Source organism: Streptomyces sp. NPDC093065 (genome assembly GCF_044754585.1).
Taxonomy (GTDB): domain Bacteria; phylum Actinomycetota; class Actinomycetes; order Streptomycetales; family Streptomycetaceae; genus Streptomyces.
Genome location: NZ_JBIVPJ010000006.1, coordinates 52,167 through 74,329, shown reverse-complemented (window position 1 = coordinate 74,329; position 22,163 = coordinate 52,167). Strand labels below are relative to the sequence as shown.

Below are 22,163 nucleotides of genomic sequence, written 5' to 3'. Positions count from 1 at the left end.
GTGGTCGGTGCGAGGCGGGGCAGATGAGGAAGAGACTGTGTGCCACGGGTGCCGTCCTGGGCGTCCTCACCGCGCTGGCCGCCCTCCCACCGGCCGCCGGGGCGTCCCCGCACCCGGGGGCGCGTCCACCGGCGCCGCCCCGGCAGGCGCTTCCGCTGGGCCCCGCCGGCCTCCCCGAGACGCGCACCACGACCACCCTCCAGCCGGGCGTCACCCTGACCCGGATCGTGCGCGGGAACACCGAAGACCCCGCACTCCACTGGACGGTGGAGGTCTCCATCCCCGGCGGCGACACCTCCCCTGACCCCGACGCACCGCCGACGGCGCTCAAGGACCGGGTGAGCGCCGGCGAACTGGCCGCCGATCTGCGGCGGGACGGCTTCCGGGCCCGGGTGGAGGAAGTGCGGACCCCGGAGACGGCCGACCATCCAGGCGGCACCCTCGGCTGGCGGGTCCGCATCGGAACCTTCGGCTCGCAGACCACCGCGACGGCCGAACGCACCCGCCTGAGTGCCGCCGGCTACTCGGGCTCGGCGGTGTACACCGGCTGGGACGGAGAGGCCACGGACCGCGGCCCGTGGCACGTCGACGTACTGACCGTCGACCCGCGCGGGTTCCGCGGCACCCTGGACGCGTCGTACGGCCCCGACCTGGAGAGGCGCGAGACGACCAGCGAACTCTCGGCGTCCGCGGCCGCGACCGCCGCGGTCAACGCCGGCTTCTTCGTCCTCGACCCCGAGGCGGGCGCACCGGGCGACCCGGCCGGAGTGGGCGTCTACGACGGACGCCTGCTGAGCGAACCGGTGGCCGGACGCCCGAGCCTCGTCATCCACGACGACGCCCGCCGCACGGAGATCACCCGCCTCACCTGGCAGGGCCGGGTCACCACCCCCACCGCCTCCCTCCGCCTGAACGGCATCAACCGCGTTCCCGGCCTGATCAGGAACTGCGGCGGCACCGAGGGCGACGCCCCGACCTCCCTGCCGCTGCACGACGTGACCTGCACCAACCCCGACGAGCTGGTCACCTTCACCCCGGACTACGGCGCCCGCACCCCCGAGGGCGAGGGCGTGGAAGCCGTACTGGACGCCCACGACCGGGTCGTGGAACTCCGCTCACCACGAGGAGGGACACTGCCCCCGGGCGGCAGCTCCGTCCAGGCGACCGGCGAACGCGTCACGGACCTGACGGCCCTGGCCCGCACTGGGCACCGCCTGCGGGTCACCACGACCCTGCTGGACGCCCGAGGCCGCCGAGTCACCCCGTCCCCCCGCACCGACATCGTGAACGCCGGGCCCGAACTGGTCCGCGACGGCCGTATCCACGTCACCCCCGCCACCGACGGCATGGTGCACCCCGACGACCCGAGCTGGTACTACGGCTGGGTCCACAAACGAAACCCCCGCACCCTGGCAGGCGTGGACGCCGCGGGCCGCACCGTCCTCGTCACCGCCGACGGGCGCGGCACGGACTCGCTCGGACTCAGCATCGGCGAGAGCGCCGAGGTCGCGAGGTCACTCGGTCTGCGCGACGCGGTCAACCTGGACGGCGGAGGCTCGACGACGATGGTCGCCGACGGAGCCGTGCTCAACAGCCCGTCGGACGCCACGGGTGAACGCCCGGTCGGGGACGCGCTGTTGATCCTGCCGCGCGGGCACCGGCCCTGACCCGCACGCGGGCCACCGCCTGCCGCGAGCACCACCGCGCCGACGCACCACCGCACCACGATCAGCAACCCACCCAGGGAGCCGCCGTGTTCGCGAACGTGCCCACCGTCCGGAACCCATTGCGGGCCAGAGTCCTCCTGGTCCTCGCCGTCCTGCTGGCCGTGCTCACGCCGACCGCCCCCAAAGCGCCGGCCGCGGAGCAGCCGGACACCACCCGGCACACCGGTGCGGAAGTCGTCGGCGTCACCCGGGTCGCGGACCGGCAGGTCGACCTGTCGGTCCGTTCGACGGCCCTGGGCGGCCGCACGGTCGCAGTCCGCCTCCTCACCCCCGACGGCTGGACCGTGAACGACCGGCACGGCCGCGATCACCGGCAGCACTGGCCCACCCTCTGGCTCCTGCACGGCTGCTGCGGCGACTACACGTCGTGGACGAGCATGACGGACGTGGCGGAGACCGACAGCCTGCGCGACGTCCTCGTCGTCATGCCCGAGGCCGGCTGGAACGGCTGGTACAGCGACTGGTGGAACCACGGGCAGGGCGGCGACCCGGCATGGGAGACGTTCCACACGAAGGAACTGCGCCGGCTCCTGGAACACGACTGGGGCGCGAGCGGCAACCGCGTGGTCGCCGGCCTGTCCATGGGCGGCCAGGGCGCCCTGCTGTACGCCGCGAGGCACCCCGGGATGTTCAAGGCGACGGCCGCATACTCCGGTTCCGCGCATCCCCTCCTGAACGACGAGTCGATCGACCGCATCATGGGCTTCTTCGCCGGCCAGGACAACGACCCGCTCCGCGTCTGGGGCGACCCGGTCGCCCAACGCCGCATCTGGCAGGCCCACGACCCGTACCACCTCGCCAAGCGCCTGAGGTCGATCCCCGTCTACCTGTCCTGCGGCGACGGAACCACAGGACCCCTGGACCCGCCGGGCAGCACGAGCGCCCTGGAAGCCGACTTCAACCGCCAGAACCACGCGCTCGCGGCCGAGTTGAAACGCGTGGGCGCGAGGCACCTGACAACCGACTTCTACGGCCCGGGGACCCACGGCTGGGCCTACTGGGAGCGGGAGCTGCACGCATCGCTGCCGATGCTGCTGGGGGCGCTGCGGGTCGGCGGCTGACCCGGACTAGGTCGGGCAACTCCTGAAGGGCGCCGTGTGCGTGCACGGGCCTCCGCGCGTCCCAACGGCCCTTGCCAGAAGCTTCGTCGCCCCCTAGCTTAATCGCCGACTTAACTTCACTTATGCATCCAGTTATGTCGATCGGTCGGGGAGAGCTCCGTGCACACAGGCATTCGCAGGTCGGTGCTGGCGACCGCTCTGGTCCTCGCCCTCTCCGCCCCCCTGGCCGAGGCCGAGGCCGCCGGCGCGGTGGACGCGCCGATGTCGGACACCGGCTCGCACGTCGACGTGGAGTACTTCCCCGAGCCGGCCGGCGAGGGCGCGCGCACCCGGGTACCGGCGAGCAGTCCGCACGTCCAGCGGGTCCCGGCCGACGCCCGCCGACGCACCTCCACCGCGGTCCGGGACGGCGAGGTCGTCCCGCTCGCCGAGACCGGCCCGACCGCCGACCGCCTCGACGTGACGATCATCGGCGACGGCTACACCGCCGCCGAGCAGGACGACTTCCTCGCGGACGCCCGCACGAAGTGGGACGAGGTCACCGACATCGACCCGTACAAGAGCTACGAGGGCCTCTTCAACGTCTGGGCCGTGAAGGCCGTCTCCCAGGACTTCGGCGTCACCGGCGACCCGGCCCAGGACGTCGTGAAGAACACCGCGCTCGGCTCGTACTTCTGGTGCGGCGACACGGAGCGCCTGATCTGCGTCGACCTCGACAAGACGAAGACCTACGCGGACAAGGCACCGGCGACCGACCTGGTGATCGTGGTCTCCAACTCCGCCAAGTACGGCGGTGCCGGTTACTCCGGACTCGCGGCGGACTACGGCTACGACGGCGTCTCCACGCTCTCCTCCGACAACGACCGGTCCACCCTGATAGCCGCCCACGAAATGGCCCACTCCATAGGCCTCCTGGCCGACGAGTACCAGTACGAGGGCTACGGCGACTACCCCTACCCCGAGCCCGCCCAGCCCAACGCCTCGACCCTGACGGCGGACGACATGGCGAGGCAGCGCACCAAGTGGGCGCCGTGGCTGGGCGAAACCGACCCGAGCGGCGGCGTCGTCGGCATCTTCGAGGGCGCCGACTACTACGAGTACGGGGTCTACCGTCCCACGGAGAACTCCATCATGCGCTCACTGGACACGGACCGGTTCAACCTCCCCGGCCGGGAGGCGATGATCGCCGGTTTCTACCGCTCGGCCAACGCCCTCACCGCACTGCGGGACACGACCGTCAAGACCTCCCGCTTCACCCGCCTCTCCGTGGAACTCGCCGGCCTGGGCCCCGGCACGGGCCTCTCCCGCCCGCAGCTGCGCTGGTACGTCGACGGACGCGAGGCCAGGCACGCCCGCGGCAGGACCTCCGTCCTCCCGGCTGCCCTGGGTGTCCCGGCGGGCAGGCGCACCCACAAGGTGACCGCCACGGTGACCGACACGACGACCGCCGTCCGCAGTCACGCCGTCCGGGACCTCACGTCCAACTCCGTGACCTGGACGGTCGGCCGCTGACACGTCGGACCACCGCCCCCTGCGAGGATGACAGCAGAGCCGACCGGCTCCTGACCGACACGCGAGGGGGCAGGTCGAGATGACCGACGAGAACGGCCGGCGCGACAGGGCGCTCAGGAGGGAATCCCGGGTCCGGGGAATGATGCTCGGGACGGCAGTCGGCGACACGCTGGGGTCGCTGCGGGGGAAGGCCCCGGCGAGCGGACCCCTGCGAGCCGGCGTCAGTACGCAGCTGGCCTGCTTCACCGTGGAGGGGATCATCCGGGCGATGGTGCGGGGGAAGCACAAGGGGATGTGCCATCCACCCTCGGTGGTCCTGCACGCCTATTGCCGGTGGGCGGCCCTGCAGGGCGTCGAGGTCGAACTGATGCGCCGCCGCTGGGCTTCCGGCGTTGTCGACGGCGCGTGGCCCGACGGCTGGCTGGCGGGTGTGCCCGCCCTGGCCGAGCGGCGTGGCAGCGCTCCGGCAACGGTGGCGGCCCTGTCCCGGATCGGCGGCCCCGTCGACCGGATGGCCACCGCCAGCCGCGGCTGCCACGGCCTGACCCGATCACTGCCGGTGGCGGTCGCCGGAACGAGGTGGGCCGGGCAGGCCGGAGAAATCGCCGCACTCACCCACGGGGATCCGGCCGCACGGTCCGCCTCCATCCACGCGGCCCTGCTGGTCCATCACTGCCTCACTCACGCCGCACCCGACGACGCGGACCACTTCGTCCGCGAGGCGATGGAGGCGGGGATCGCCGCGCTCGCCACCACGGACGAAGCGGCGACCGGCGCTCAGCCCCCACCCCTCGCGGAAGTACTCCAACACGCCCTCGACCAGCCCGCACAGCCCCGGGACCTGGCCCGGTTGGCGCCGGACGCCACCGCACCGTCGGCCCTGCGCGGCGGCGTCTACGCCGCGGCCTCGTTCCCCGGCCGTGCCCAGTTCCGGACCGCGCTGGAGTTCGCGGCGGGTGCACCGGACGGCAGTTCGGTGGCATGCGTGACCGGCGCACTGCTGGGCGCCGCGCACGGCGTCGAGGCGTTGCCCGTGGACCTGGTGAGCCGCCACGAACTGTCCTGGGTGATGGACACGCTGGCCCGCGACCTGCTGACCGAGGTGACGGACTCACCGAGCGGCAGCGAGTACGTCTCGGGCTGGGACCCGTACTGGTGGTCCCGCTACCCGGGTTGGTGAGCGGGGGCCGCGACACCGGCATGTCGTGCCCCCCGTCTCCCTGAGGTGCCTCAGAACGACCACCGCGTATGGCTGTAGACCCCGTCGTCCCGGCCGAACCCGTACGCGGTGACAGGAGCTACCGCGAACAGCACCGCGTCTCCGCTCCGCATGGCGTCCCCGATCCCGTGGAAGGTGCCCTCGGCCGACGTGATGTGCGCCCCGTACTTCGCCTCGTACGCCGCGATCACCTCCTCCAGCACCGCCGGATCCCCGACCGGTTCCGCCTCGCCCTCGACGACCAGGTCGAACCCCTCGGTGAGTGAGTTCGAGCCCGTGAGCAGCGCACAGTGCGCGTCATGGGCCAGGTTCCGGGCCTTCTGCTCACCCGGTCCGGTCGAGAAATACGGCACACCGGCATGCCACGCCGCGATCACCGGCGTGATGTGCGGCCCGCCGCCGGGCCGCACGGTGACCACCCAGAAGATCTCGGCGGCCGCCACGCGCCGTCGGGCCTCGGCCCACTCGGTGGCCGTCACCTCCGCGGCGCCCGGACGGGGATTCAGCGCGGAGCTGTAGCGGGCGTCGAGCTCGGTAGTGGGCTGCTGTACGAAGGGTCGTTCGACGGACATGACAGATCTCCTCGCTCTCGTCCCCACAACGACTGCCGGCCGGCCCGGACATCATCGGTACGCCCGGCGGGGGTACGCAGATCCGGCCGGCGCGGCGAGAATCGGGTGCCCGGCCGAGGCTGCCTCTGCGGCCGTGCTCGGTCAGGGAGTACAGCACACTGGTCGACCTCGGCTCCGACCCCGGGACTGCCGGGCACCCCGGCACACCTGGGCGAGGACGCGGGCGTCGAACCCTGCCCTGAGGAGGCACCCTCGTGACCGTCGATCCGCAACCGCGTGTGGCCCTCATCGGGGGCGGTTTCTCCGACGACGAAGACGGTCTGCTCGACGACTGGGTGCTCGGTCGGGTGCGGGCCTCCAGGCCCAAGGTGTGCTTCGTTCCGACGGCGAGCGGCGACGCCCCCGCCTACGTGGAGCGATTCCTCGCCGCCTTCCGGGAACGCCCCTGCGAGCCCAGTGTCCTGCCGCTGTTTCGCCGTGAACTCGACGACGAGGCTCTGCGCGCATTCGTGCTCGGCCAGGACGTCGTCTACGTGGGCGGAGGCAGCACCGTGAACCTGCTGGCCGTCTGGCGCGCGCACGGCGTGGATCGGCTCCTGCGCGAGGCCTACGGCCGCGGGACCCTGCTGTGCGGCATCAGCGCGGGCGCCAACTGCTGGGCCGAGGGCTCCCACACCGACTCCTTCGGCCCGCCGACCCACCTCGCCGACGGGCTGGGCCTGCTGCCCGGCTCGGTCTGTCCGCACTACATCAGTGAGCCGGGACGCCGGTCGTCCTACCTCGCTGCCGTGGCGAACCGCGCGCTTCCATCCGGCTGGGCCCTGGAGGACGGCGTCGGCGCCCTCTTCACCGACGGCCGGTTGACGGACGCCGTGACTCGCTCGCCCCGGGCCCGGCTCCATCGGGTGGAGCCGGACGGGGACGGCGGAGCCACGGAGCGAGCTGTCCCGTGCCGTCTGCTCGGACCGCACCGGGTCACTGGGCGCGCGAGCACGAGCTGACGGATGCCGGTCCACCCGGACCGCCGCCTCCCGGCGGCACCCGCCCGCCGGCGCAGTCGGTACGGACGCCGCGGCAGGGCAACCGCTCCGAGCGATGTGTACAGCGCGCCGCGGTCGCGCCGGGCCGCTTGCGGTCACGACGGTGCGCGACGGACCACGGGCTGCCGGCGGCACGCACCGGACGGCAGGTGTCGGCGGTCCGAACCCGGTGCGCGGAGCCGGAACGGCAGACCGGAGACGCGGGTTCACCCGTGGTGACCGCACGCGAGGTGCCGTCCAGCGGCAGGAGGGCGTGCAGCGCGGCCAGCAGGGCCAGGACGTTGAGGAGGGGAGCCGGCATCAGGGGCGGCAGCTCTTCCACCAAGGGCACGTAGGCGCACAGCAACGCGGCGGCCCATCGAGCCGTCAGTGCCGCCCAATGCCTGGCACGGCCATGGCAGCCGTGCACGGAATTCTTCTTTCCGTTCTTTCGCACGATCCTCTCCCTCCTGGGAACCGGGTTGTCTTTCATCAGGAGATCAGCCCCCGCGAAACCTCTGCAGGGCTCATGAGGGGGCTCATGAATCGCGGCCGACGCTCACGCCAACTGAGCGCCCCTATAGTGGCTTTAACGCGTAGTCGGCCCTCGGAGGAGGTGGGCGCACGTGACTGACGTGGCCGCGGAGAAGCAATCCCGACCGCAGCGAAACGTCCGGCTGGAGGCTCTGATCGAGGAATCCGGTATCAGTCACAAAAGACTTGCCCACCGCCTCAATCAGATCTGCCTGTCGCACGGAATCACCAGTGAATACACGCACACCTCCGTGGCCAACTGGTGCCGGCGCGGCGTTCGCCCGCGCTGGCCCGTACCGCAGCACATCTGCGCCGTGCTGGCCGAAGGGCTGGGCAGGCCGGTCGGCCTGGGGGAGACCGGCATGGAGCGGCCGGGACACCTGGACCGCGACGCCGGCCTGGAGTTCCCCAGGGGCCAACGCGACGCGATCAGCGAAGCATCGTCGTATTGGAGCACAGTGAACCGGCGGACCTTCCTCGCCAGCTCTCCCTTCGTGGTCTCGGTCTTCTCGGAACCGGTGACCCGGTGGCTCGTCAACCCGACCGAACCCCTGTCACCTCCCTCCGGCCGGATCACGGTCGACCGGACGCACATCCAGGAACTGCGGGAGGCCGCCGACTCGGCCCGCCTGTGGGACTCCCGGTTCGGCGGTGCGACATGGAAGTCACGATCACTCAGTGCCTATCTGTACGAACGGGTCACTCCGCTCCTGGACGGCCGGTACACCGAGCACGACGGACGCGACCTGTTCTCGGTGACCGCCGAGATGGCCAGGCTCGCCGGCTGGACCGCCTTCGACGCCGGCCAGCACCAGGCCGCCCAGCGGCACTTCATCCAGGCACTGCGGCTCGCCAAGGCGGGCAGCGACGTGCACCTCGGCTCGTACGTGCTCAGCACCATGGCCATGCAGGCACTGATGCGCGGCTTCACCTCCCAGGCCATCGACATGGCCCAGGGCGCCTACGAGCGGGTCCCCACCGCAGACCCGCGCGTGCTGGGGTTCGCCAAGCTCATCGAGGCACGCGCTCACGCCCGGCAGCGGGACGCCCGGGCTGCCGCCACCTGTCTCGCGACCGCCGAGCGGCTCCAGGAACGTGGCGCGGCCGAGGGAGTCGGTGAGCGTCCCTGGATCGAGTTCTTCTCCCGGCAGCGGATCGTCACCGACGCCACGGAGATCTTCCGCGACCTCGGCCATCCCCGGGCCACCTTCTCCTGGCACGCCCTGGGCTCGATGCCCGGCGACGCGTACGCGCGCTCCCGCGGCATCCGGCTGTCCGTCCTGGCGACCGCCCACGCCCAGTCGGGCGAACTGGAGCACTCGCTGCGGCTGGGAGGCGAGTCCCTGCGGCTGTTCGCCCGGCTCCAGAGCATCCGCGGACTCGACTACCTGAAGATCTACACCGAGTCGCTCACACCCTGGCGCCGCGAGCCGGCCGTGGCCGCCTACCTGAAAGACGTACGAGCCCTGGCCGGGCAGCTCGCGACCGCCGCCTGAGCCGACAGCCGACCGACGGAGAACGTCCATGAACCGACTGAACCGTCTCAACGGTCCGAACCGTCGAATACTGCTTTCCGCGACGGGCGGCGCCACCCTTGCCGCCGCCCTGCACCACCCCGGCCGATCCCCGGCGCAACCGTCCGGACCGCCGGACCGCCACCGGGTCCGCCGGGAGGAGATCGCGGCCCTGCACCGCGCCGCCGCGGCCGTCCGGCACGGGGACTCCAGGTACGGCGGCGGCAGCACCCAGGCCCAGGCCGCGGGCCATCTGCTCGACCAGTGGGCCCTGCCCCTCTTCGGCCGGCCCCTGTCGCCCACCCGCGAGCACGAACTGTGCGCGATCTGCGCCGAACTGGCCCGCCTGACCGGCTGGGCCGCACTCGACACCGGGCGGCACACCGCCGCCCGCCGGCACTTCGACCGTGCCCTGTACTGGGCACGCGCGGCGGAAGACCCCGACGCGACCACCTACGTCCTGGCCACCATGGCCCTGCACGCCGCCCTCTACAGCCGTCCCGCCACGGCCCTCGACATGATCCAAGGCGCGCTCGGCCCCGCCACCCACCACGCGAGCACCCGCGCACTGGCGTTCACCCGACTCGTCGAAGCCCGCGCTCACGCCCGCGCGAACGACGGCCGTTCGGCCGGTGCCTCCCTAGCGGCAGCAGAGCGTCTCCTCGACGCCGCACACCCCGACGGCGCACCGGAGTGGCTCGACTTCTTCACCCACCCCCGTCTCGCCGCCGACGCCGCCGAGATCCACCGCGACCTCGGCAACTCCCGGGCCTGCCTGGCCTGGCACGAGCAGGCGGAGGCGATGGCACCGAACGCCTTCACCCGATCGGTGGGCATGCGGCTCGCGGTCGTCGCCACCGCCCACCTCAACGCAGGAGACCTGGAACACAGCCTGGCAGTCGGACACCGCTCGGTGGACATCCTCAGGCAGGTCGACTCCCGCCGCGCCCGCGACTACGTTCTCCGGCTCGTCCACACCCTCACCCCGCACCGCGACCTGCGCGCGGTCGGCGCCTTCCTCACTCGGGTCCGACAGGAACTGAACGCCCCGGTGCCGTAGTCGAACACCGCACGAGCGCCGACCCCCCGCCCCCTACCCTCCTCCCATGAGCCGCCCCCCGAACCTCGCCCTCCCCCCACGGACCCGAGCGGGACTCCTGAAGACCGGCCGAGGGTCCTTCGCCGTCCTCGACTCCACCCCGCCCGCGGGCGTCCCACACCTCGGCACCGTGCTGCTCGTGCCCGGCTTCATCGGCAGCAAGGAGGACTTCCTGCCCCTGCTGCGGCCACTGAGCGACGCGGGCTACCGCACGGTGGCGGTCGACGGCCGAGGCCAGCACGAAACCCCCGGCCCGGCGGACGAGAAGGCGTACGCGCAACCCGAACTGGCCGCCGACGTACGCGCTCAGACGACGGCACTCGGCGAGGCACCGGGCACCCCGGTGCACCTCCTCGGCCACTCCCTGGGCGCCCTGACCGCCCGTGAGGCCGTCCTCACCGCGTCCGCTCCCCGCCCCTGGGCTTCCCTGACCCTGATGGGATCGGGTCCGGCCGCCGTTCGGCCCGAGCAGCAGGAGCGCGTACGGCTGCTCGTCGAGTGGCTGCCGACGCTGGGCAAGGAGATCCTGTGGCGGGAGATGCAGAAGTCACCGCGGTCGGAGCAGACGGCGGCCGAAACCCCGCCCGACGTCGCGGAGTTCCTCCACCGGCGCTGGCTGAACACCGCCCCCGAGCAACTCGCCACGACGGGCCGCCAACTCCTCACGGAACCGGACCGGGTCGCCGAACTGGCCGCCGTACCGATCCCCAAACTGGTCCTCTCCGGCAGCAGCGACTACGCCTGGCCGGTCCCGTGGCAGGACGACATGGCCACCCGCCTCGCCGCCGACCGGACGATCGTCGAAGGCGCCGACCACTCTCCCAACGTGGAACGCCCCACCGAGACGGCCCGCGCACTGATCGCCTTCTGGCAGCGGCTCGACGCGGGCGAAAGCACGGTACTGCGGCACCACGGCGCTACGGCGCAGCGCTCTTCCGCTCCGCGTCGGTGAGCGGCGGCCCTTGCAGGTGCGGCCTTCTGGGGCCGACGAGCATGGGGACGAGCATGTCGGGGGAGAACAGGCGGGTCGCGGGCCGCTCCAGGCTCATGACGTCCAGCAGGGCCGCCATGGCGCGCGGATTGCGCGCGCCGGTCTCCACGGCTTTGTCGACGAAACGCGCCAAAAGACGTTCGACGCTGTTGGGCCGGGTGCCGGTGGCTCCCGGATACAGGGCGTCCTGGCCGACGGCCAGGTCCCAGGCGGCGGCCACCGGCCGTGCGGCGGCGCGCTGCAGACGGCGTGCCAGGCCCGGGCTCCCCACCCCCGTGACACCGAGCGAGTCGCGGACGGCGAGGGCGCACTGGGCGGCGACGGTCAGGCCGTGGCCGTAGACGGGGTTGTAGCCGGCGACGGCGTCCCCGAGGACGAGGAAGCCGTCCGGCCAGTGTTTGACCTGCTCGTAATAGCGACGGCGGTTGGCCGTGGCACGGGTGGTGGTGACGTCCCCGAGCGGCTCGAGATCCTTGACGAGTTCGCCGATCACGGGATCGTCGAGACCGAGTGCGAAGTCGACGAACGCCCCCGGGTCGTCGCCGGGTTCGCCGCCCCGGGTGCCGCTCAGCGTGACGATCCAGCGGTTCCCCTCGACGGGCAGGATGATGCCTCCGCGCCCAGGTGCCTTGGCCGGGTTGGCCTGCACGTTGACGAGGGGGAAGTCGGTGCCCCGGGTCGCCTCGGGGGCGCGGTAGAGGCGGGTGGCGTAGACGAGACCGGCGTTGACCTCCCGCTCCGGGACGCGAGGCGCTCCCAGCGCGGTGAGCCATTGCGGCGCGCGCGACCCTCGGCCCGAGGCGTCGACGACCAGGTCCGCACCCAGAGTGCTTTCCTCGCCGCCGGAACGCAGGCGGACGCCGGTGACGGCGGCGGCTTCGCCTTCCAGGCCGAGCGCGGTGGTCTCCTGACGGAGTGCGATGCGGTCGTCGGCCAGGACGCGGTCGCGCAGTACGGAGTCGAGGAGGTCGCGGGAGCACACCAGGTTGCGGTGGTGGGTGGCGGTGAAACGGCGGAACCACACCTCGTTGGGGGCCCGGGAGACCATGTCGCCCATGATGTGGACCAGACGGCCGCCGTGGGCGACGATCTCCCCGGTGAGACCGGGGAGGAGGTCGTCGAAGGCCTTGACTCCTCCGCTCCACACCAGGTGCGCGTGGCGGGCCTGCGGTACGCCCCTGCGCGGTTCCGGCCCGTCGGGCAGGCGGTCGCGTTCGACGACGGTGACGTCGGCGAAGTCCGCGAGGGCCGCCGCGGCGAGCAGACCGGTGGCGCTGGCGCCGATGACCACTGCGGTGGGCCGGCGGGTGAAGCTTCCTTCAGCCATGGTGTTGGGCGCTTTCTGTGCGGGGCATGCGTCGGCGGACGTCCTGGAGAAGTCGGGGTCGATGCAGGGCGGACGCGATGTCTTCGATACGACCGCCCACGACCACGCCCGACTGCGGCTCCCGGAGGTGGGTGAGCGGAGGCCCGCCCTGCTGGTAGGCGCTGATGGCGGCACCGATCGCGATGGCTCCGGCGACACCGTCCGCGTCCGAGTCCGGGACGCCGTCCCCGGCCCGTGCGGCTTCGCGGGCCCGCTGGTAGAGGACCGGGTCGACGTACGGGCCGAGCATGCGCAGGGCGTCGTGGATGCGCTGCCGGCGTTGCAGCAGGCGCAGGTCGAGCGGGGTCCACGGGCCGAAGCGGGCTTCGGCCGCCGCTGGGGTGAGGATGCGGAGCGCGTGCCACAGCGGCGCGAGCCGACGGTATTCGCGCCGGTCCCGGATCCACTTCTGGAGGAAAGGCCCTGTCTGGGGGACGATGAAGCCGAGCGCGACGAGGGCGGCCTCCATGAGCGCGAACGGAGGCGCGGCCTGCGTGCTCAGTACGTCCCAGTCGTGCCCCGACCAGCGGGCGCCGATCGCGGCCAGTTTCGCCCCGTCGAAGACGAGCCCCGAAGCGAACCCCAGTTGCAGGAAGACCACTCCTGCCTTCAGCCAGCGGTTGGCGACTTCGGGGAACCACCGCCACAGCATCGAGACCGCCACGAGGGACGAGACGGTGTGCGCGGCGATGTAGAGGAGGATGTGCTCGCGCATCCAGGGTGTGCCGGCGTAGTAGGTGTCCAGGTCGTAGACGCGCGCGGTGGGGACGTCGGCCAGGAAGAACGTCAGCCACAGGAAGACGACGACGCCTGCGTAGAGCCAGTAGATGCGGCGGATCGCGCGCCGCCGTCCGGCCGAAGGCTCCTCCCGCCAGCGCATGATCATGGTCAGGCCGGTGGCGCAGAATGCGGTGAGGAACGAATAGGCCCACGGGGAGGCGATGTTCGGTATTCCCGTGAGGACGTTGAGCCGCTCTATGTTGACCGGCGTGATCACCACCAGGACGGCGGTGGCCCAGGTCAGCAGGAGCATGGTCGCCCTGACCTCGGGGTCGCGCGAGGCCCGCAGGAACGTGGGGAGCTTCAGCACGAGGGCCAGCGCCAGCAGCACGGTGGGCACGATGTAGGGGACGTGGAAGGACGGGCTCATGACAGCATGTGCCCGGCGCGGTTGCTCAGGGACAGATTGATACGGCCCTCCACGGTGTCCGCGCTGACCGGACCCTGCGCGTAGCGGCCTTTCGTCCAGGTGCGGACTTCCCGGCCGAAGAGCAGCCCGAACGTCTCGGCGTCCGCCTCGTGGTCATCACGGTCGTCACGCGATTCGGTACGGGCCGCGACGGCAAGCAGCGCGTCCGGGGGCACCTCGTGTGCCGCCAGGATCTGTTCGACGGCCCGCTCGATCACTTCCCCGGCCCGCTCGGTGGGCAGGGCACGGGCGGCGGTGGGCATCCCCGCGACGTGGTGTCCGCAGTCCCCCTGCTCCTCGTGCCACAGCTCATGGCCGAGAATGACCAACTGGGCTTCGGGGACCGTGTGTTCCTCCACGACGACGATGGAGTGGTCCCCGCAGTCCAGACGCATGCCGGAGACCGGAATGTCCGGCGGGAACCCCCGGAACACGAGGCGGATCGGCCTGCCGGTCCGTGCGCTCATCGCCTCGCAGAAGGCCTCCATGACCTCCCGCGGCTCGGCCGGCCGCTGAACGGCCCCTGCGGCGTGCCGCCCCAGGACCGTGAGTAAGGTCTTCATCGCCTTGGTGCTCACGGCTGCTCCCGACCTCCGTCCGGAGGCACGACGGACCGCAGGACCCCTTCGAGAAGGCGTTCCAACTGCTCGCGGGTCAGGGAACCGTGCACGCGCAGGTCGGCGGACCGCACACCGTACCGGTCCATCAGGGCGAGCACGGGGTCGCTCTCGGGGTGTTCCAGCTTGTCCAGGAGAGGAAGCAGGGCCCGGTTGAGCGCGTCGGCGGCCGACGCGGTGAAGTACGCCTCCCCCTCCTCGACCCCGAAGTACTCGACGAGCCCGTGGAGCAGCTCGACGCTGGGCACCTTCTTGCCGTCGCATACCTGACGGGCCCAGTACGCCGAGACTCCCAGCCGCTCGGAGATGTCCGAGGCCAGGTCGGACATACGTTTGCCGGTGACGGCCATCTCGGCTTCGGCGAGCGCCGCGATCCGCGCCCGGACCCGGTCGTTGACGGAGTCGTCCGGCGGCGCACCGCCGCGGAGCAGGGTGCGGACGGTGGACACGGGAAGGGCCGTCCTGGCGGCGAGGTCGGCTACGTCCAGCAGCTCGGAACGGACTGCCTTCTCCTGGACGACCTTGTCGAGACGCCGCAAGGTCTCGGAGAGGGGAGAGGGTGATGCCACCGTCGCACTCCTGGGTCGTGGACTGACGCCTGGGTCATGGCCGTGGTGTCGTTGGCGGGACCCTATGTGATGAACACGCCGATGAGCAACGGTCGTTGAGTCGGGATCATCGATGCTTGTCCGGATCGAGCGCCCGGCGACGTCTTCACCGGTCCGGACGACGGGGCAGGCTCAGGCACGTGGCCGGGGCCGGTTCCCTTCAGCCCCTGGGAGGCAAGCCCCGAGGGCCCGAGGCGAGGAACGGTTCGAGAAGGCGTAGCAACCTTTCGGGACGATGCAGCGGGATGATGTGCCCGCAGTCCTCGATCACGTGGCCGACCAGGCGATCGGCGACCGGACGCAGCTGCCGTTCGAGAGCCCGGCCCACCGGATGCGCGCCGACGGCCATGGTGGGGACGGTCAACCGCCCACCGTCGACGGCCTCGGCGATCTGCACGCTGCTCGTGGGCAGGGCCCGGTAGTACGAGAAGGCGCAGCGCAAGGCCTCGGCCCCCGTGTACGCGCGCACGAAGGAGTTCCGGACGGCGGCATCGACACCCTCCCCGAGGGAACCGGCGTCCAGGAACCAGTCGACGTACTCGGCCTCGTGCCCGGCCAGCACCGTCTCCGCGAGACCCGGCACCGCATGGAACCCGAACCACCAGGGCACTCCCCGCGCGAGAAACTCCTCGGCCCCCGGCAGCCTGCCCAGCAGCGATTCCATGACCACGAGCCGCCCGACGAGGTCGGGCCGACGCATCGCGAGCAGAAACGCCGGTGGAGTTCCGGCATCGATGCCGACGACAGCGGCCGAACGTACATCGAGAGCGTCCAGCAGCGATTCGGCATCGCAAGCGAGGGTGCCGGCGTCGTAACCGCCCGTCGCACGCGTACTCGCTCCCGCTCCTCGCATGTCCGGTGCGATGACCCTGTGGTGTTCCGCCAGGGGGCCCATGACACGGGTCCACAGCTGCCAGGTGTGCGGGAAGCCGTGCAGCAGCAGCACGGCGGGACCCTCGCCGTGGAGGGCCACGTTGATTTCGACGCCGTTGACCGCGAGGCGCCGGAGTTCGACGCCTTGAGGCTGGAGATCGGAGGGGTGGTGAGGTGAGTCGATGGACACGGCTACTCCTGCAGGTGGTTACCAATGGTGACAAGAAAACGATAGGTAACTAGGCTGGGCGATCCCAGACCGCACTTCTGCCACAGGTGGTGAGCTCCAGGTGACCTCCTCCACGTCACGCGCTCCGAAGGTCCCCCGGGGAGACCTGTTCGACCCCCAGTGCCCCACCCGCCGACTCCTCGACCGGATCGGCACCAAGTGGACGTCCATGGCCGTCAAGGTGCTCGCGGAGGCATCCCCGGAGGAGGTGCGCTTCGCGGAACTGCAGCGCAGGATGGCCGGCATCTCGCAGAAGATGCTGTCGGTCACCCTCCAGAGCCTCACCCGCGACGGCCTGGTCGACCGCCGAGTCGAGGCGACCGTCCCGCCCCGCGTCCACTACCGGCTGACCCCGCTCGGCCTGACGCTGGAGGAACCGCTGGCCGCACTCCGTGAGTGGGCCGAGGCACACATGCCCGAGGTGGACCGGGCCAACCGGCGCAGTCAGGAAGACACGGCCGACTGAGAGGAGACCGTTCCCGCCCCGTTCAAAGATTGTCTCGATTGCTTCACGGTGCTGTCGCGGTTGCGATCCGGCGGTGTGGGCGTCACGGGAGTCCGGCTAACGTTCCTGGTCGCAGAGGCGTACGTGCGTGTGTTCGGTACGGCGTGGGCCTCCTGCTCGGGTTCCTGCACCGACGAATCACGGGGGTACGGCACATGACCATGCGGGACAGCACGTCGGACGACAGAACACCTGAGGCGGTCCCCTCTTCGTCCCGACGGCGTGTACTGCGGTGGGCCGGCGGCGGTCTCGCACTGGTGGCGCTGACCGCCGGTACGGTCGGCTGCGAAGACGACGCCGTGGACGTCGAGGAACCGGGAAGCGCCGGCGGTGACGAGCCGAAGGGCGACGGCAAGGGCTCCGACGACGGTGGCGGCACCGGCAAGAAGGGCCAGGCTCCCGAACCTCTGTGGACGAAGTCGACCTCGGCCGAAACCTACGGGGACAACGACGAACTGGTGGCCGCGGGCGGCGTCGTGATCGCCAGTGGCAGTCCGCTGGCCGCCCTCGACGCCGCGACCGGCGGGCAGAAGTGGTCCCTGCCGGGCGGTGCGGTCCCCGGCGCACCCCTGCTGCTCAGCGCGGACACCCTGTACCTGGCCAGCAGCGAGTACGACGGCTCCGTCATCGGATACGCCCCGGCCTCCGGCAAGGAGACCTGGCGCAGCCGGCTGGGCAAGGAGTACCGGCAGCCGCGGCCGATCGCGGTGGACGGCGAGCAGGTGTACGTGATCGCCGAGATCCTGGAGGACGACGGTTCGTCCAGGACCAACGTCATCGCCGCCCTCAACAGCACCACCGGCAGGGTCGCCTGGAAGGAGCAGCGCGATCTCGGCACCGAGCAGAACGGCATCCACGCCGCCGTCCGGGGCCGCCACCTCGTCTACACCGACTTCAAGAAGAACCTCACCGTGCGCGACACCGCGAGCGGCGGGCAGGTGTGGACACACAAGACGACCAAGACGAACTACGGCTTCTTCACCGTCCACCAGGACCTGGTCATCGTCCCCCAGGGGAACGCACTCCAGGCATTCGACCTGGCCGACGGCAAGGAGAAGTGGTCCCTGGACGCGTCGGACGGGTCCCTCTTCAGGGAACCGGCGGTACTGGAGGACGTCCTCTACATCGCCGACAGCGCCAGAACCATGTGGGCCGTCGACCCACGGACCGGCAAACAGCTCTGGAAGTCCGAAGCCCTGGCGGACGCGGGGCTCCAGGTACCGCGCCAGTACGTCAAGGCGGGCGACACCCTCTACGGCGCAACGGACCTGGACAAGCAGGGCGGCATCATCGCCATGGACGCGAAAACCGGTGCGGTGCGCTGGACGTTCAACGACAAGACGGGCGACTATCACGCCTGGCTGGTGGCGACCGACGGCAGGCGCGTCTTCGCCCTGCACGGGAAGAAGCTGCATGCGCTGCCGGTGTGACGCGGGTCGAGCGGCAGCGGAACAGTGGCGGACGCCAGGCCCCGCCCGTAACGGCCACCGTGCGCTGTGGGGATGCATCGACTCGATGCCTGAGTCTCGAAGCGAACGGGCTAGCATCCCAATCGTTCCGCTGCCTGTGCAGTCCGGCACGTGTTTTACGAGTGGATCGCCCCAATGTGCCGTTAGCGCAGTCAACGAAAGGTTCATTGAATCGGCGGTAGGCGGTGTGTACGGTTACGGACTATGGTAGACACTCCCGCGGTCCCGGACGCCCCCATGGTCACCGGCTCCGAGATCGCTCGGCTCGCAGGCGTCACCCGTGCCGCGGTCTCCAATTGGAGGCGGCGGTACGAGGACTTTCCCGCGCCTGCCGGTGGAAGTGTGAACAGCCCGCTCTTCGCTCTGGCTGATGTGCAGACGTGGTTGAGCAAGCAGCGGAAGGGCCAGGACGTATCCGAGGAGGTACAGCTCTGGCAGGCGTTGCGGGCGACGTACGGCGAGGACATGGTCCAGGGACTCGCGGCGGTTGCGCAGGTTCTCGCCGAGGGGAAGGCGCCGGAATCGTGCGAGCTGCCGGCAGAAGCCGTTCGCCTGGCGCATGTCCTCGCCGAGAGGGGACCGGCAAGCGACGTGGCGGAGGCTCTGGCGGAGCGCTTCACGGACTCCGTACGCAGGGCCGGGTCGGACCAGGTCACCTCGCCGCGCATCGTCCGGGCCCTGCGCCACTTCGCGGGCGAGGTGGCCTCCGACGCCACCGTCCTCGATCCGGCGTGCGGCATCGGTACTCTGCTGCTCGCCGTCGGTCCGGACCGCGGGCCGCGACGGCGAGGCCAGGAGAGTGAGCCCCACAGTGCTCGGTTCGCCCAGTTGCGCGCGGATCTCACGGGACGTACCGACGTGGACGTCGTTGCCGGAGACTCCCTGCGCGACGACAAGTGGCCGAGCCTCAAGGCGGACCTCGTTGTCTGCGACCCCCCGGTGGGAGACGCAGACTGGGGTCGGGAGGAACTGCTTCTCGACTCCCGCTGGGAGCTCGGAACACCCTCGCGCGCCGAAGGCGAGCTCGCCTGGCTCCAGCACGCGTACGCCCACACCGCCCTCGGTGGTCGGGTCGTCGTGGTCATGCCCGCGTCGGTCGCATACCGCAAGGCGGGCCGGCGCATCCGCGCCGAGCTGGTACGCCGCGGCGTCCTCACCCAGGTGGTCTCCCTGCCGGCGGGCAGCGCGGCCTCGCACGCCCTCCCCGTGCACCTGTGGCACCTGCGCCGCCCATCGACCGTCGGCGACGCCGCGACGAGCGTGCGCATGATCGACCTGACCGCCAACGACCCGGACGGAGATCTGGAGCCGGCACCCGAGCAGATCGCGGACGTCCCGCTCATCGATCTCCTCGACGACACGGTCGACCTCACGCCCGGCCGCTATGTGGAGGAGTCGCACCGCGACTACGCGACCGAGTACGGGGCCATTAGGCAGGAACTGAGTGAGCAGGTGCGCCTGCTGGCCGAGTTGCTGCCGGAGCTGATCGCGGGCGAGGGCCCCGGTGCTCTGGACGGCTCCTCCGTGAGCGTGTCCGACCTGGCCCGCGCCGGTCTCGTCGAGTACGGCGGCCTGGAGCCCGTCTCGACCAGCGACCAGCTCGACACGGACTTCCTACGGGGTTTCCTGCGCAGCACGTCCAACACCCGGCGTTCCACGAGCGCCAGCGGGACCTTCCGGCTTGACGGAAAGGGAGCCCGCATTCCGCAGATGGACATTGCCGAGCAGCGCCATTACGGAACCGCGTTCCGCAGGCTGCAGGAGTTCGAGGAACGGGCGCGCCGGGTTGCCGAGCTGAGCAGGCAGGCCGCCGAACTGGCCCGCGACGGCATCGGCAACGGCGCGCTCCAACCGCGAGGGTGATGCCCCGTCACGACCTGCTGTCCGGTACGAACTGACTCCCGGCCCCGCTCCACGAGACCGCCAGCGCCTCACGCGCCCTGGTGCAGGCGACGAACAGAAGGCAGCGTTCCCGCAGCAGGTCGGAGTCGTGCTGCAACGCGTCCACGGCCGCGGGAGTCACCTCGCGGGCGAACGGCACTGCTCCCGCGGTCACTCCGAGCACGGCGACACAGCGGAACTCCAGCCCCTTCATGGCGTGCATCGTGGCCAGGCGCACCCCGTCCGCGCCGGGCGCCGGCTGGTCCTTGACCCGAACCACGGGAACGCCGGCCGCCGTCAGCTTGTCGTAGGCCTTGTCCAGGAGCACGTTGAACCGGGCGCACACGCCGATCTCGGAGGGCTTGATGCCCTGTGCGATCCACCTGCGGACCTGCTCGACGAGCGCCGCGATCTCCGCGTGCTCCGAGCCGTGCCCTCCGACCTGTGGCCTGCGCCCGTGCAGCAGCGAACGGTAGCCAGCGAGCGTGTCGCTGCCCTCACCGCCCAGGTCGTCGACGGAGACAGGGCTGAGGATGCCCGTGGACCAGGCCAGGATCTCCTCGGTGCTGCGGTAGTTGATACGCAGCCGGTGGGTGCGTCCCGCCACCGCGATGCCGAGCGAACCGAGCGAGACCCTCGAATCGTAGATCCGCTGATGCGGGTCCCCGGTGAGGAACAGATCGTCACTGCCCGGTGCCACCGCGCCACGCAGCACACGCCACTGAGCCGGATGCAGGTCCTGCGCCTCGTCGACCACCACGTGGTCGTGCGTCGGCGCCGACGCCGCGAGCAGTTCGGCCGCCCGGGCACACACTTTGAGATGCGTCGTCGCCCTCTGGTCGCGCAACATCGATTCGAACATCTCGACGGCGGGCCACAATTGCTCCCTGCGGATCGGCGACAGCGCACTGCCACGACCACGGCGGGAGGCGGCTCGGTACGCGTCCAGAGTGCGCAGGTCCTGGGCGAGGACGACATGCCGGTACTCCTGCGCCAGGAACTGCCCCGTCCACGGAAGCCCGAGCTTCTTGACGACCCGCTGCCACACCTGCCGCTCCTCCCGGTCACCGATGGGGGAGGGCACCTTGCCGTCGTGACGGGCCACCACACCGTGCGCGTACGCGTTGACGGTCGTGACCTCGACCCGGCCGAGCAACGACTCGTCACCGTCCAGGAGGAGGGCCAGGTTCTCGCGCAGCGAGGCGGCCAGCGCGTTGGTGTACGTGGTGAGCAGGACCCGGGTGTCGGGCGACCGGGTCAGCAGGTGCTTGACCCGATGCAGGGCGGCGACGGTCTTGCCGGTCCCGGGACCGCCGGTGACCTGCACCGGACCGCCGTAGGACACCCGGTAGGCGACCCGGCGCTGTGAGGGATGCAGGAACACCCGCCAGGCCGCGAACGGCTTCTCCAGAATGTCGGCAAGTTCGTCCGGCCCGCTGACCAGCGTGATCCGGCTGGTCGTGTTCACGATGGCAGCGGCGAGGGTCTCGTCCGGGTCGGGCCCGGCGTCGACGGGACGACGTACGGCGACCACGTCCCGGTACACCTCCTCGGGCGGGAACCCCTCGGCGAGGTACTGCAACGCCTCGAACTGGTCCTCCGGCAGTAGCGTCCCGAACGCCTCCAGCTGAGCCTTGTCGACAATCGTCCGCACCGCCCGCAGCACCTGATCGTCGATGCCCAGCTCGCGCAACACGGTGTCCGAGTACTTGGCGAACAGCAGCGACTCGGCCGCGGCGGCCGCCTTCTCGAGCTGTGGGGTCAGTTGCTCGATCGCCCTCACGTTGCGGACTTCCAGGGCCCGCGTCGCGGAGTTCGTCGTGTACAGCCGCTTGGCCGCCCATGTGTAGGCGTCGTCGTGCGCCACCACGTTGACCAGCAGGAAAACATCACTGCCGTCGTCAGGGGCAAGTACGACGCCCCGCCAGAAGTCGTTGATGCGGATGGTGCGCATGCGGCGGTCGGCGGCCTTCTCGACCGACTCCAGGTGCAGTCCCTTGTCCTGCTGCAACTCAGGAACGGTGAGTTGCTGGAACTTCTGCATCGCCTTGCGCACGCCATTCCTGACCGGCTTCTCGAGAGCGTCGTAGCTCTCCCAGAAACTGTTGGCAAACGCAAGCTGCGGCACGATGCGCACTCCCCACCCCGGACTGACACTGCGTGGTCGATCATACGGGC

Annotated in this window: 19 protein-coding genes; 11 read left to right on the top strand and 8 right to left on the bottom strand. The window is 71.0% G+C overall.

What is annotated here, in order from left to right:
- Window positions 1–23 precede the first annotated feature (23 nt).
- The 4 genes from ACIQFU_RS12885 to ACIQFU_RS12870 all read left to right on the top strand — a co-directional run bounded on the left by ACIQFU_RS12885 (window position 24) and on the right by ACIQFU_RS12870 (window position 5,480).
- A complete protein-coding gene (locus ACIQFU_RS12885; RefSeq protein ID WP_402551014.1) occupies window positions 24–1,667 on the top strand; it encodes a phosphodiester glycosidase family protein in 1,644 nt (547 codons plus the stop codon).
- Window positions 1,668–1,753: 86 nt separating this feature from the next.
- Window positions 1,754–2,788: an alpha/beta hydrolase gene (locus ACIQFU_RS12880; RefSeq protein ID WP_402551012.1), complete on the top strand. Its 1,035-nt coding sequence runs from the start codon at window positions 1,754–1,756 to the stop codon at window positions 2,786–2,788.
- Between the two features lie 159 nt (window positions 2,789–2,947).
- Complete coding sequence (locus ACIQFU_RS12875) at window positions 2,948–4,300, top strand: M64 family metallopeptidase (RefSeq protein ID WP_402551011.1); 1,353 nt, start codon at window positions 2,948–2,950, stop codon at window positions 4,298–4,300.
- A gap of 79 nt (window positions 4,301–4,379) precedes the next feature.
- Window positions 4,380–5,480 (top strand): ADP-ribosylglycohydrolase family protein, encoded by a 1,101-nt coding sequence (locus ACIQFU_RS12870; protein WP_402551010.1) that lies wholly within the window; start codon window positions 4,380–4,382, stop codon window positions 5,478–5,480.
- A 50-nt stretch (window positions 5,481–5,530) separates the two neighbouring features.
- Here ACIQFU_RS12870 and ACIQFU_RS12865 read toward each other — a convergent pair whose 3' ends face one another.
- Window positions 5,531–6,091 (bottom strand): pyridoxamine 5'-phosphate oxidase family protein, encoded by a 561-nt coding sequence (locus ACIQFU_RS12865; protein ID WP_402551008.1) that lies wholly within the window; start codon window positions 6,089–6,091, stop codon window positions 5,531–5,533.
- A gap of 254 nt (window positions 6,092–6,345) precedes the next feature.
- Here ACIQFU_RS12865 and ACIQFU_RS12860 point away from each other — a divergent pair, with 254 nt between their 5' ends.
- The gene (locus ACIQFU_RS12860) at window positions 6,346–7,092 is read left to right on the top strand and encodes a Type 1 glutamine amidotransferase-like domain-containing protein (protein ID WP_402551007.1); all 747 of its coding nucleotides are present in this window, start codon (window positions 6,346–6,348) and stop codon (window positions 7,090–7,092) included.
- On the opposite strand, the gene ACIQFU_RS12855 is transcribed toward ACIQFU_RS12860, so the two are convergent.
- A complete protein-coding gene (locus ACIQFU_RS12855; RefSeq protein WP_402551006.1) occupies window positions 7,067–7,567 on the bottom strand; it encodes a hypothetical protein in 501 nt (166 codons plus the stop codon). The two genes, ACIQFU_RS12860 and ACIQFU_RS12855, sit on opposite strands and share 26 nt — an antisense overlap.
- A 169-nt stretch (window positions 7,568–7,736) precedes the next feature.
- Between ACIQFU_RS12855 and ACIQFU_RS12850 the strand changes: the two genes are divergently transcribed.
- From ACIQFU_RS12850 to ACIQFU_RS12840, 3 genes are read left to right on the top strand one after another with little or no spacing between them, the layout of a single operon-like run.
- A complete protein-coding gene (locus ACIQFU_RS12850) occupies window positions 7,737–9,140 on the top strand; it encodes a sporulation protein (RefSeq protein ID WP_402551004.1) in 1,404 nt (467 codons plus the stop codon).
- Between the two features lie 28 nt (window positions 9,141–9,168).
- Window positions 9,169–10,218 carry a sporulation protein gene (locus tag ACIQFU_RS12845; RefSeq protein WP_402551002.1) on the top strand — a complete coding sequence of 350 codons (1,050 nt, stop codon included), beginning with the start codon at window positions 9,169–9,171 and terminating at the stop codon, window positions 10,216–10,218.
- Window positions 10,219–10,264: 46 nt separating this feature from the next.
- Complete coding sequence (locus tag ACIQFU_RS12840; RefSeq protein ID WP_402551000.1) at window positions 10,265–11,209, top strand: alpha/beta fold hydrolase; 945 nt, start codon at window positions 10,265–10,267, stop codon at window positions 11,207–11,209.
- Here ACIQFU_RS12840 and ACIQFU_RS12835 read toward each other — a convergent pair.
- The 5 genes from ACIQFU_RS12835 to ACIQFU_RS12815 all read right to left on the bottom strand — a co-directional run bounded on the left by ACIQFU_RS12835 (window position 11,175) and on the right by ACIQFU_RS12815 (window position 16,091).
- Window positions 11,175–12,575 (bottom strand): FAD-dependent oxidoreductase, encoded by a 1,401-nt coding sequence (locus tag ACIQFU_RS12835; protein ID WP_402550999.1) that lies wholly within the window; start codon window positions 12,573–12,575, stop codon window positions 11,175–11,177. The two genes, ACIQFU_RS12840 and ACIQFU_RS12835, sit on opposite strands and share 35 nt — an antisense overlap.
- Entirely contained in the window at window positions 12,568–13,764 is a 1,197-nt protein-coding gene (locus ACIQFU_RS12830; protein WP_402550997.1) for an MAB_1171c family putative transporter, read from the bottom strand. Before ACIQFU_RS12830 ends, ACIQFU_RS12835 begins: the two co-directional genes overlap by 8 nt.
- Complete coding sequence (locus tag ACIQFU_RS12825; protein WP_402550995.1) at window positions 13,761–14,381, bottom strand: toxin; 621 nt, start codon at window positions 14,379–14,381, stop codon at window positions 13,761–13,763. The genes ACIQFU_RS12830 and ACIQFU_RS12825 overlap by 4 nt, the downstream gene beginning before the upstream one ends.
- Window positions 14,378–14,989: a hypothetical protein gene (locus ACIQFU_RS12820; RefSeq protein ID WP_402550994.1), complete on the bottom strand. Its 612-nt coding sequence runs from the start codon at window positions 14,987–14,989 to the stop codon at window positions 14,378–14,380. The genes ACIQFU_RS12825 and ACIQFU_RS12820 overlap by 4 nt, the downstream gene beginning before the upstream one ends.
- 199 nt (window positions 14,990–15,188) lie before the next feature.
- Window positions 15,189–16,091 carry an alpha/beta fold hydrolase gene (locus ACIQFU_RS12815; RefSeq protein ID WP_402550992.1) on the bottom strand — a complete coding sequence of 301 codons (903 nt, stop codon included), beginning with the start codon at window positions 16,089–16,091 and terminating at the stop codon, window positions 15,189–15,191.
- Window positions 16,092–16,191: 100 nt separating this feature from the next.
- On the opposite strand from ACIQFU_RS12815, the gene ACIQFU_RS12810 reads away from it, so the two are divergent.
- From ACIQFU_RS12810 to ACIQFU_RS12800, 3 genes are all read left to right on the top strand, one after another.
- A complete protein-coding gene (locus tag ACIQFU_RS12810; RefSeq protein WP_402550990.1) occupies window positions 16,192–16,596 on the top strand; it encodes a winged helix-turn-helix transcriptional regulator in 405 nt (134 codons plus the stop codon).
- A gap of 194 nt (window positions 16,597–16,790) precedes the next feature.
- A complete protein-coding gene (locus ACIQFU_RS12805) occupies window positions 16,791–18,065 on the top strand; it encodes a PQQ-binding-like beta-propeller repeat protein (RefSeq protein WP_402550988.1) in 1,275 nt (424 codons plus the stop codon).
- Between the two features lie 276 nt (window positions 18,066–18,341).
- Window positions 18,342–19,967: a class I SAM-dependent DNA methyltransferase gene (locus ACIQFU_RS12800; RefSeq protein ID WP_402551390.1), complete on the top strand. Its 1,626-nt coding sequence runs from the start codon at window positions 18,342–18,344 to the stop codon at window positions 19,965–19,967.
- 7 nt (window positions 19,968–19,974) lie between these two features.
- Here the strand turns inward: ACIQFU_RS12800 and ACIQFU_RS12795 are convergent, their stop codons facing one another.
- Window positions 19,975–22,113 carry a UvrD-helicase domain-containing protein gene (locus ACIQFU_RS12795; protein WP_402550987.1) on the bottom strand — a complete coding sequence of 713 codons (2,139 nt, stop codon included), beginning with the start codon at window positions 22,111–22,113 and terminating at the stop codon, window positions 19,975–19,977.
- Between the last annotated feature and the right edge of the window lie 50 nt (window positions 22,114–22,163).